This window comes from Oleiphilus sp. HI0080 (assembly GCF_001635135.1).
In genome coordinates, this window is record NZ_LWFU01000056.1 from 1 (window position 1) to 11,643 (window position 11,643).

At 49.0% G+C, this 11,643-nt stretch carries 9 protein-coding genes; 8 read left to right on the plus strand and 1 reads right to left on the minus strand.

Annotated elements, in window-relative coordinates; translation table 11 throughout:
- From A3751_RS00730 to purU, 3 genes are all read left to right on the plus strand, one after another.
- Positions 1–1,007, plus strand: a 1,007-nt coding sequence (locus tag A3751_RS00730; RefSeq protein ID WP_068451060.1) for a FumA C-terminus/TtdB family hydratase beta subunit, incomplete at its 5' end; no start/stop codon positions are given.
- A gap of 62 nt (positions 1,008–1,069) precedes the next feature.
- A complete protein-coding gene (locus A3751_RS00735; protein ID WP_068451066.1) occupies positions 1,070–1,405 on the plus strand; it encodes a 4a-hydroxytetrahydrobiopterin dehydratase in 336 nt (111 codons plus the stop codon).
- A 100-nt stretch (positions 1,406–1,505) separates the two neighbouring features.
- On the plus strand, positions 1,506–2,360 hold the full coding sequence (purU, locus tag A3751_RS00740) for a formyltetrahydrofolate deformylase (protein ID WP_068451069.1): 855 nt from the start codon (positions 1,506–1,508) through the stop codon (positions 2,358–2,360).
- A 71-nt stretch (positions 2,361–2,431) separates the two neighbouring features.
- Here the strand turns inward: purU and A3751_RS00745 are convergent, their stop codons facing one another.
- Positions 2,432–3,673, minus strand: a complete 1,242-nt coding sequence (locus tag A3751_RS00745) for a response regulator (protein ID WP_068451072.1) — start codon at positions 3,671–3,673, stop codon at positions 2,432–2,434.
- Between the two features lie 268 nt (positions 3,674–3,941).
- On the opposite strand from A3751_RS00745, the gene gyrA reads away from it, so the two are divergent.
- The 5 genes from gyrA to cmk all read left to right on the plus strand — a co-directional run.
- Positions 3,942–6,635 carry a DNA gyrase subunit A gene (gyrA, locus tag A3751_RS00750; protein WP_082862973.1) on the plus strand — a complete coding sequence of 898 codons (2,694 nt, stop codon included), beginning with the start codon at positions 3,942–3,944 and terminating at the stop codon, positions 6,633–6,635.
- 15 nt (positions 6,636–6,650) lie between these two features.
- Positions 6,651–7,748: a prephenate dehydratase gene (gene pheA, locus A3751_RS00755; RefSeq protein WP_068451075.1), complete on the plus strand. Its 1,098-nt coding sequence runs from the start codon at positions 6,651–6,653 to the stop codon at positions 7,746–7,748.
- A gap of 22 nt (positions 7,749–7,770) precedes the next feature.
- Positions 7,771–8,889 carry a histidinol-phosphate transaminase gene (gene hisC, locus A3751_RS00760; protein WP_068451078.1) on the plus strand — a complete coding sequence of 373 codons (1,119 nt, stop codon included), beginning with the start codon at positions 7,771–7,773 and terminating at the stop codon, positions 8,887–8,889.
- Complete coding sequence (locus A3751_RS00765; RefSeq protein WP_068451081.1) at positions 8,886–11,135, plus strand: bifunctional prephenate dehydrogenase/3-phosphoshikimate 1-carboxyvinyltransferase; 2,250 nt, start codon at positions 8,886–8,888, stop codon at positions 11,133–11,135. Before hisC ends, A3751_RS00765 begins: the two co-directional genes overlap by 4 nt.
- A partial coding sequence (cmk, locus tag A3751_RS00770; protein WP_068451083.1) for a (d)CMP kinase occupies positions 11,135–11,643 on the plus strand: 509 nt, incomplete at its 3' end. The genes A3751_RS00765 and cmk, both read left to right, overlap by 1 nt.

Sequence of the window (11,643 nt, forward strand, 5' to 3'; positions counted from 1 at the left end):
GGATTGTGAAAACCGTTCCCACCATGGGGGCTGGTTGGTGTCCGCCGGGAATGCTGGGTATTGGTATTGGCGGCACAGCTGAAAAAGCCGCTGTGATGGCGAAAGAGTCTTTGATGGACCCGATTGATATCCATGAGTTGCGAGAGCGAGGTCCGCAAAATCGCATTGAAGAGTTGCGCCTTGAAATTATGGATAAGGTGAACGAGCTGGGCATTGGCGCGCAGGGTCTTGGTGGTTTGACGACCGTGCTTGATATCAAAATTAAAGATTACCCAACGCATGCGGCAAGCCTGCCGGTGGCGATGATCCCGAACTGCGCAGCAACACGACATGCGCACTTTACGCTAGATGGCTCTGGCCCGGCATTGCAAACGCCGCCAAGTCTTGATGATTGGCCGGAGATTACCTGGGAAGCCGGTGAAAACGTGAAGCGTGTTAATCTGAATACCGTGACCAAAGAAGAGGTCGCGGACCTCAAGCCGGGTGATACCGTGTTGCTTTCGGGCAAGATGCTGACAGGCCGTGACGCTGCGCATAAGAAAATGGTTGAGATGATAAACAACGGCGAAGAGCTTCCGGTAGATCTGAAAGGTCGCTTTATTTATTACGTTGGGCCGGTTGACCCAGTTCGCGAAGAAGTCGTTGGCCCTGCTGGCCCAACTACAGCAACGCGTATGGATAAGTTTACCCATACCATGCTTGAGAAGACGGGCTTGCTCGGCATGATTGGTAAGGCTGAGCGCGGTCAAGTTGCCATTGATGCGATTAAAGAATTCGGTGCTGTTTATTTAATGGCTGTTGGAGGCGCCGCTTACTTGGTGTCCAAAGCGATCAAACATGCGGAGGTTGTCGCCTTTCCAGAATTGGGGATGGAAGCAATTTACGAGTTTGACGTTGTTGATATGCCGGTCTCGGTAGCGGTAGATGCATTAGGCAGCTCTGTTCACCAGACTGCACCGGTTGAGTGGCACAACAAAATTATTGCGGCCAAAACGCTAGAAGGCTAGTTCTGTCGTATTGGGCGGCAACATTCGGCGAGCGTCATGCTGCCGCGAGAAGAGGTAGTAATATGCTAAGTCAGGAGCAATGTGAGGCGTGTCGTGCCGATGCGCCTTTGTTGAGCGAAACAGAAATCTCTGAGCTGATGCCAGAAGTAGATGGTTGGGAGGTAATCAACGAAGCGTCTCAGCAGCGTTTGCATCGCGTTTTTAAGTTTGGTGATTTTGAGCAGGCGTTGGCCGCCGCGCAACGGGTTGGAGAATATGCCGATCAGGTCGATCATCACCCGCGCTTAGTGATTGAGTGGGGTTCGCTGGCAGTCACTTGGTGGAGTCATAAAATTGGTGGAATGCACCGAAATGACTTTATTTGTGCGGCTCGCAGCTCTGAGCTGGTTAAGCTCTGAATTGGCGATTGAGTGGCTGGTCTGTAAATAATAATGATAAACGGGGTTGGCCCCGCTTTGTTGGGGAGATCCCCAGAATTAAAAAGGTCGAGTAGTAATAATGGAAAGAACCTATCGCTTGGTTGTGTCATGCCCCGATCGTACCGGTATTGTGGCAAAGGTTAGTAATTTTTTGGCGACATACAATGGCTGGATTACAGAGGCCAGTTATCATGCAGATCAAAAAAATGGCTGGTTCTTTATGCGTAATGAGATCAAGGCGAGCTCTTTGCCATTCGATCTTGAGAGTTTCAAAGCTGCATTTGCGCCTATTGCTAATGAATACTCGATGAAATGGTCGGTGACAGACTCTCATGTTAAGCCGAAAGTAGTGTTGATGGCGTCCAAGGAGTCGCATTGTCTTGCTGATTTATTGCATCGCTGGCACAGCGATGAGCTGAACGTAGAGATCGTCGCCGTGATTGCAAATCACGAAGATCTGCGCCGCATGGTTGAGTGGCATGATATTCCTTACCACTATGTGCCGGTAACAAAAGACAATAAGCCGCAAGCGTTCAAAGAAGTTGAGGATCTCGTCGATTCTTACGAGACTGATTTGATTGTGCTTGCGCGTTATATGCAAATTTTACCGCCCGATTTGTGCTCGCGTTATTCTGGGCGCGTGATCAATATCCACCACAGCTTTTTGCCAAGCTTTGCAGGGGCAAAGCCGTATCATCAGGCTTATGACCGAGGTGTGAAATTGATTGGTGCGACATGCCATTATGTAACGCAGGATCTCGATGAAGGGCCGATTATTGACCAGGATGTTATTCGCATTAACCACAGTGATACGATCGAAGATATGGTGCGCTTAGGTAAGGATGCTGAAAAATCTGTTCTAGCGAGAGGTGTGCGCATGCACATTGAGGGGCGTGTGATTATTCACGAAAACAAGACCGTGGTATTTGCCTAAACCTAAACCTAAACCTAGATCTAAACCGTAGCCATAGCAGAGAGAGTTGCTCTGGCTACGGTTTGCTTGTCTTACATCGCTAGCTGGTTGCCACCATTTTGTTTGGCGCTGAACGCTAAGTTGTCTGCCTCGCGACTGCCGACAAGCAGGTTGCCTGATGCTGCTTTGACCAGACCGGCCGAGACAGTGACCTGAACGGTCTGATCGTTAATCATTAAAATCTGATCTTCCACTCGTTCAATTAAGCTATTTAAAAAGCGCTCGGCTTGTTCGGCGGTAATGCCTGTCATGGCGATACCTAGGTCGCCGTCATTGAGCCTCGCGTAAACGAAGCGTGAGAGTGCATTGTTGAATAGTTCGCGTAGCTCGTTCACGACTAGGTCCGCCGTTTCAATTCCGAAGCGATCTTGCAGCTCATCTAATTGATCTATCGACATGATGGCGATAAATGCTTCGCGGCCTTGCTTGTCGGCTTGCTTGAGGAGAGCCCCTGCTTGCTCATTGAATGCGCGCTTATTTGGTAGGCCACTTGAGTAGTCATGCATGGCCATATGGTGCATGGTTTTGGAGAACTCCATGTTCTCGATGTTGTGCATGACTCGGCAATGAAACTCTTCATGGCTGAACGGCTTTTTCAAAAAGTCGTTCGCACCGTTTTTGATGAATTTTGCGGAGAGCGAGTTATCTCCGTCCGCAGAAAGCCCGATGATGACTAAGTCGTTCTTATCAACTTGTTTGCGAATTTGTCTGACCAGATCAAAGCCATTCATTCGGGGCATGTTGTAATCGGTAATGAGTATTTGTATCTCGGTGTCTTGCTCAAGCATTTGCAGGGCCGTATCGCCGTCATCGGCCTGAGCGACATCATAGAGTTGGCTCTGTAGAAGGTTGCAAATGTGTTTGCGAGAGGTACTCGAGTCGTCAGCAACAAGTATTTTGATCTCTTTGTTGCGATGCAATCGATTCAGCAGCTTGATGGCGTACTCATAGGAGAAACGGCTTTCTTTGACGATGTAGTCAACCACGCGTTTTTTAAAAATCTCTTGGCGCTTTGTTTCGTCAAAATTCCCAGTAAGAACAATGGTTGGCAGACTTTGGGATATGCACTCGTCTACCACCTCTCCGTCTGGTGCGTCGGGTAGATTTAGGTCTACGAGTGCTGCAAAATACGCCGATCTATTGCGCTCGAGAAGTGTGCGCGCTTCTGCGGCGGTGGTCGCGATATCATAGTCAAGACTGGGATGCTCTTTTAAAAGATGCTTTAAGATTTTTGCGACAATAGAGCTGTCTTCAACGATTAAAAATTTAGGCATAACCGACGCTTTTACTCGAATATTTACCAAGATAATGTCTTAAGCGTAGTCTTTGTTTGCATAGTCTCCAATTTTTGCGTTTAAACGCACTCTCAGGGGCTCTAAATGCTCACTTTTAACAGACCGTTATGGTAGTATGAGGGCACTTTTAAATGCGCCTGAATCGGCGCTGCAAAGAGTGGTGCAAAACACGCCTAAAACTGCGTTTAGTATTTTTGCCCCACCTAAATAACGATAACGACTTTTATCAGAAAGGAATGCACTCCAGATGAGTGATCACGCTAAAGAAATCCTTCCCGTAAATATTGAAGACGAGCTCAAACAATCCTATTTAGACTATGCGATGAGTGTCATCGTTGGTCGTGCTTTGCCAGATGCGCGAGATGGCTTGAAGCCAGTGCATAGAAGGGTTCTATTTGCGATGAGCGAGTTGAACAACGACTGGAACAAAGCCTATAAAAAATCGGCGCGTGTGGTTGGTGATGTCATCGGTAAATATCACCCTCATGGCGATTCTGCAGTTTACGATACGATCGTACGAATGGCTCAGCCTTTCTCGCTTAGATACATGTTGGTCGATGGCCAGGGGAACTTTGGTTCGATTGATGGCGATAATCCTGCTGCGATGCGATACACCGAAATTCGTATGCAGAAACTTGCTCACTCTCTCCTTGCTGATCTGGATAAAGAGACGGTCGACTATGTTCCCAACTATGACGGCACAGAGCAGATCCCTGAGGTTATGCCGACGCGCGTTCCAAATCTATTGGTGAATGGGTCGTCTGGTATCGCCGTTGGTATGGCAACAAACATTCCACCTCATAACTTGAATGAAGTGATTAGTGGCTGTTTGGCTCTTCTTGATAATTCGGAAATTTCAACGGATGAACTCATGGAGTTTATTCCAGGTCCTGATTTTCCTACGGCCGCGTTCATCAATGGACGAGCGGGTATCGTACAGGCTTATCGAACAGGTCGAGGGAAGATTTATCTTCGAGCGCGTTATGAGGTTGAGGTTGACGCGAAAGGTAAAGAGCGGATCGTTGTTACAGAGATTCCTTATCAAGTTAACAAGGCGCGGTTGATTGAAAAAATCGCAGAGCTGGTTAAAGACAAAAAGATTGAAGGCATCACTGAATTGCGTGATGAGTCGAACAAAGAAGGTATGCGCATTGTGATCGAGTTGCGTCGTGGTGAAGTGCCGGACGTGATTATGAACAACCTCTATGCGCAAACGCAGCTAGAAAACGTGTTCGGCATTAACATGGTTGCGCTTGTGGATGGTGAGCCAAAGACCATCAACTTGAAGCAGTCGCTCGAGATATTCGTCAAGCACCGTCGTGAAGTGGTGACGCGTCGTACAGTTTACTTACTACGTAAGGCGCGTGAACGAGGCCATATTCTCGAGGGGTTAACTGTCGCGCTTGCGAATATTGATCCGGTGATTGAACTTATCAAGAAGTCTCCTTCTTCTGCTGAGGCGAAAGAGGCCTTATTGGCACAGTCTTGGGAGCCCGGTGCGGTTGTCGGCATGCTTGAAAAAGCCGGTGTAGATGCATGTAAGCCAGACGATCTAGGTGCTGAGTATGGCATGGTAGACGGGATGTACCGTTTATCTCCGACGCAGGCGCAAGAGATCTTGAATATGCGGTTGCATCGCTTGACCGGGCTTGAAACTGAGAAGTTGATTCAGGAATACAAAGAGATTTTAGAGCGTATTACTGAGTTATTGAATATCTTGAGCAATCCTGAGCGTCTTATGGAAGTGATTCGTGAAGAGCTCGAAGCTATTCGCGACGAATACGGCGATGCGCGTCGAACCGAGATTATGTCTTCGCGTCGCGATCTTACGGTTGCTGATCTGATTACCGAAGAAGATCTCGTTGTCACTATTTCGCATGCGGGTTATGCGAAAACGCAAAAGCTGGAAGATTATCAAGCGCAGCGTCGTGGTGGTCGCGGTAAGTCTGCAACCTCTATGAAAGATGAAGATTTTATCGAGAAGTTGGTCGTTGCTAATTCTCATGACACGATATTGTGCTTCTCGAACAAAGGTAAGGTTTACTGGTTGCGAACATTCGAAATACCGCAGGCGAGCCGTGGTTCGCGCGGTCGCCCTATGGTGAACATTTTACCGCTGGGTGAAGGTGAGCGAATCACCACATTTCTTACAGTAAGAGACTACACAGAAGGCCACTTTATTTTTATGGCAACCGCTAATGGTACTGTCAAGAAAACGCCTCTTGAGAATTTTGCACGCCCTCGACCTTCGGGCTTAATCGCGCTTGGGTTGGATGAGGGTGATACCTTGATCGGTGCCGCGGTGACCGATGGTTCGCGAGACATCATGTTAATGGGTAGTGCTGGCAAGATGATTCGCTTTAAAGAAGGCGATGTGCGTGCGATGGGTCGAACAGCTCGTGGTGTGCGCGGTATCAAGCTGCCTGAAGGGCATCATGTTGTATCTCTTATTCTTCCAGAAGAAGACGGCCTGTTATTGGTGGCAAGTGAAAACGGTTACGGCAAGCGCACGCGCCTTGACGAATTCTCCGTCATTAATCGAGGCGGACAAGGTGTTATCGCCATGCAGGTCTCTGAACGAAACGGTAGCCTTGTTGGAGCGGTGCAGGTTTTCGAGGGTGATGAACTGATGTTGATCAGCGACCGAGGAACACTTGTTAGAACGCGTACTAGCGAAGTTTCGGTGTTGGGTCGAAATACCCAAGGTGTTCGTTTGATTAACTTGGCGCAGGCCGGCGAACGCTTGGTTGGCGTTGAGCGAATTGAAGAGCCGGAAGAAGAGGAACTGCCGGGAGGTGAGTTAGCAGAGGGTGAGGTACTTGAAGGTGCTTCAGAAAGCGAATCTGTTATTGGTGCTGAAGGCTCTTCACAGGCTGAAGGCTTGTCCCAGGCTGATGGCTCTAACGACGAGCAAGACTCAGATGGCGAAACGCTTCAGTAAGCTTCGGAGATCAAGATGACCAATGAAACTGAAGCGTTAACCCAACTTCGGGATGATATTGACCGTATTGATCGCGATATTCAGCGCCTACTCAATGAACGTGCGGCATGCGCTCAACAAGTGGCCGAAGTAAAACAGGCCGCAGCAAACGGTGAGCAGGTGCAGTATTATCGCCCCGAGCGGGAGGCGCAGGTGCTTCGTTCCGTGATGGAGCGAAATGAGGGCCCGTTGCCTGACGAGGACATGGCGCGGCTGTTTAGAGAGGTGATGTCGTGTTGTCTTGCTTTGGAGCGACCGCTTGAAGTTGCTTATCTAGGGCCAGAAGGTACCTTCACTCATGCCGCTGCTCTTAAGCATTTCGGACACTTTGTTAAGTCGCAGCCGTTAACCGCGATTGATGAAGTATTTCGGGAGGTTGAGTCAGGCCAAGTGAACTACGGTGTTGTGCCGATAGAAAATTCAACCGAAGGCATGGTTAATCATACTCTGGATAGCTTTGTTGATTCTCCACTCTTTATTTCAGGGGAGGTGAAGCTTCGAATTCATCATAACCTTTTGTCGTCGAGTGTTGATTCGCTGGAAGATGTGAAGCGAGTTTATGCGCATTCTCAGGCTTTGGCGCAATGCCGTAAGTGGCTCGACTCCCATTGCCCTCAGGTAGAAAGAGTCGCGGTCTCAAGTAACGGTGAGGCGGCGCGTCTAGCGGCTGCGGAAGAGGGTGTCGCGGCGATTGCAAGCGAAATGGCAGCAGAGCTTTACGCACTGAATGCGCTTGCAAAAAACATTGAGGATCATCCTGATAATACAACGCGATTTTTGATTATCGGTTCTGAAATTGTTCCTCCTAGTGGTCAAGACAAAACGTCGATCATGGTTTCGGTCAAGAACAAGCCCGGCGCCTTGTATCATGTGTTGGAGCCTTTTCATCGGCATGATGTAAGTATGACGCGCTTAGAGTCGCGTCCGTCAAATAGTGGGACTTGGGCGTATGTTTTCTATATTGATTTCGAAGGGCATTTCGATGATGAAAACGTTCAGGCAGTGATTGCTGAAATATCCCCAGGGGCCGTTGAAATTAAGCATCTCGGTTCTTATCCGGTTGGTGTGCTTTAAGCGATTTTAGTAAGGAATAAATATGGGCGATTTGACGCGGTCTTCTTGTGACTTTGTGGCTTTGGCTAGTACGGGGGTTAGAGGTCTGCACCCATATCAGTCAGGAAAGCCCAGTGATGAGTTAGAGCGTGAACTGGGTATAAGCAATATAGTGAAGCTCGCGAGCAATGAAAATCCTTTGGGTCCGAGTCCTTTGGCGCTTGATGCGATTCAAGGTGGGCTCACGGAGCTAACGCGTTACCCCGATGGCAATGGATTTGCACTGAAGCAAGCGCTATCAGAAAAGCATGCTATCGCGACCAACCAAATTACACTTGGGAATGGTTCCAATGATGTTCTCGAATTAATAACGCGAGCATTTGCAGAGCCCGGAAGAGAAGTGATTTTTTCGCAATATGCGTTTGCCGTATATCCGCTAGCTACTCAGTCGGTGAATGCGACTTCTGTTGTTACGCCTGCTAAGAATTGGGGGCATGACTTGGAGGCCATGCTTGCGGCCATCACTGAGCATACCTCGATCATTTTTGTTGCTAATCCCAACAATCCTACGGGCACAGCATTGACGAGAGACGAGATTTGTGACTTCTTAAGTCGTGTTCCGGAGCGTGTCATTGTGGTGCTTGATGAGGCCTATATCGAATATAACCAAGGTGGCAACTTTCCAGATGGTCTGACCCTGCTTGATGAATTCTCAAACCTTGTGGTGACTCGTACCTTCTCCAAGGCTTGGGGACTGGCTGGTTTGCGCATTGGTTACTCGGTTTCAAACGCTGAAATTGCAGATGTGCTGAATCGTGTGCGACAGCCTTTTAATGCCAATAGTCTTGCTTTAGCAGCAGCGACAGCAGCGCTCTCTGACAATGATTATCTTGCCAAGAGTGTCGATCTGAATCGACGGGGTATGCAGCAGCTGGTCACTGCATTTGAACGTCTTGGTTACGATTATATCCCGTCCCTTGGAAATTTTGTTTGTTACGACACGAAAGGCTCGGGCGTCGATGTTTATCAAAGCATGCTTCAGCAGGGTGTTATCGTTAGGCCTGTATCGAATTATGGTATGGAGAGGCATTTAAGAGTCTCTGTTGGCTTGCCAGAAGAGAATGCTCGTTTTATTGAGGTTCTGGAGTCGCTAACTGAATGAGTGCTGAGTTTGACGATGTAGCTTGTAAAGAACAGTTGAAAGGGCTGAGTGTTGCGGTTGTCGGTCTTGGCCTAATTGGCGGTTCGCTGACAAAGTGTCTGAAGCAGCAGGGAAGTGTTTTAAAGACCACTGGTTTTACGCTCGATCCGAATCACGCAAGGCTTGGTGTTGAATTGGGTGTAGTGGATGTAGCGGCCGAGACGATTTCTGAAACGGTTGCCAGTGCTGATATTGTAGTGATTGCGGTCCCTGTTCAAGCGTTTGAACAGGTGCTTACTGAGCTAAAACCTCATTTAAAACAAGATGTTGTTTTGACGGATGTTGGAAGCGTCAAAGGAGCGGTAGTTGATGCTGTGAAGAATGTGTTTGGCAAAGTGCCGAGCACGTTTGTCCCTGGCCACCCTATCGCAGGCTCAGAGAGAAGCGGTGTGACGGCGGCACAAGCGGACTTGTACCATAATCATAAAGTAATATTGACGCCATTAGCAGAGACAGACAGTAAGGCCTTGGCTTTAATCGATTGTATGTGGCGTTTGTGTGGTGCAAACGTGCTCACAATGCCGGTTGAGAAACATGATGAAGTGCTTGCTGCAACCAGTCATTTACCACATTTGATCGCCTTTTCTTTGGTGGATACGCTGGCGGGTAACCCCGATAACGAAGATATCTTTCGTTACGCTGCCGGAGGATTTCGTGATTTTACACGGATTGCGGCGAGTGATCCGGTGATGTGGCGAGATATTTTTATTGCCAACCAGGGAGCGACGCTGGATGTATTAGATCGTTTTAGCAATGATCTTGCGGTCTTGCGCAATGCAGTAGCGGCAGGCGATAGTCAAACTATGCTAGGCGTCTTTACACGTGCTCGTGCGGCACGGGAACATTTTTCTAAAGTCTTATCAGGGCAGTCTTATTTAAACGTTATGAATACTAACAATGTGATTTTCAAAGCAGGTTCTGGTCAGTCTTTGTCCGGTTCGATTCGTGTGGCGGGCGACAAGTCGATCTCGCATAGATCAATTATGCTAGGTGCCCTTGCAGAGGGCGTTACCGAGGTTGAAGGCTTTCTAGAGGGTGAAGATAGTCTCGCGACGCTTCAGGCATTCAGGGATATGGGGGTCGTGATAGAGGGGCCCCATAACGGGCGCGTAAAAATACACGGCGTGGGGTTGAATGGGCTGCAGCAGCCTCCCGGACCAATCTATCTTGGTAACTCCGGTACGGGCATGCGTTTATTTGCCGGACTTCTTTCTGGCCAGTCCTTCGATACAGAATTAACTGGGGATGAGTCCCTCTCTAAGCGCCCGATGGAGCGCGTCGCAGGTCCTTTGAGACTGATGGGTGCAATGATTGAGACGGCTGAGGGTGGGCGCCCACCAATGAAAATTAAAGGCGCTCAGCGGTTAAAGGGTATGCACTATGATATGCCTATGGCAAGTGCTCAGGTTAAGTCTTGTTTGTTGTTGGCGGGTATGTACGCCGACGGCGAGACCAGCGTGACCGAACCCGCGCCCACGCGGGACCATACAGAGCGTATGCTCAATGGTTTTGGATATAAGGTGGAGCGTGATGGCGCGACGGCAAAATTGACCGGCGGCGGCTCCATGCAGGGAGGCAAGATTGATGTACCTGCAGATATTTCTTCAGCGGCCTTCTTTATGGTAGCTGCGTCAATTACCCCAGGATCGGATTTAACGCTTGAACATGTTGGTTTAAATCCCACGCGTATTGGTGTGGTGAATATACTCCGCGCCATGGGTGGAGACATTACTATCAGCAACCAGAAAACGGTTGGTGGTGAACCGGTTGGAGATATTCGCATCAAACATGCCCAGTTGAAGGGTATCCAAATACCAGAAGATCAGGTTCCTTTGGCGATCGATGAGTTTCCAGTGCTTTTCATTGCTGCAGTGTGCGCTGAGGGTGAAACTATTCTCAGCGGTGCAGAGGAGCTTCGTGTTAAAGAGAGCGATCGCATTCAGGTAATGGCCGACGGTCTTGCGCAGCTTGGTGTGCGTACGGAAGTGAAGCCGGACGGCATTGAAATTAATGGTGCCACCATGCAGGGCGGAACCGTACATAGTCATGGTGATCACCGGATAGCGATGGCATTTTCGGTCGCGGCTCTCCGGGCTGAAGGTGAAATTGTGATTAATGATTGTGCGAATGTAGCGACTTCGTTTCCGAATTTCGTTGAGTTGGCGAATCGGGTCGGGATGAGTGTTGTTGTAAACGGTGATGCCTGATGATGGCTAACTTGCAAGCTCCTGTCCTTTGTATAGATGGCCCTAGCGGCTCAGGCAAAGGTACGGTGACTCAGCTGGTTGCTAACCGGCTTGGTTGGGCGATTCTGGATAGCGGAGCTCTTTATAGGTTGACGGCGATTTCGGGTATGCGTAGCGATATCGACTTTGGCGATGAGGCCGGACTGGCCAGTTTGGCTGCTACGCTAGATTGCGAGTTCAAGGCGTCAGAAGATGGTGAGCCTGTCAGGGTTTTCTTGGGTGGAGAGGATGTGACATCCGAGTTGCGTCTTGAGACGACGGGCAATAATGCATCGAAGGTTGCTGTATTGCCTAAGGTGAGAGAAGCGCTTTTGCAACGCCAGAGAGACTTTCAGCAATTGCCTGGTTTAGTTGCTGATGGTCGTGATATGGGCACTGTTGTTTTTCCAGAGGCGCCATTCAAAGTATTTCTTACAGCCTCTGCTCAAGCGCGAGCAGAGCGCAGGCACCAACAGTTGAAGGCTCAGGG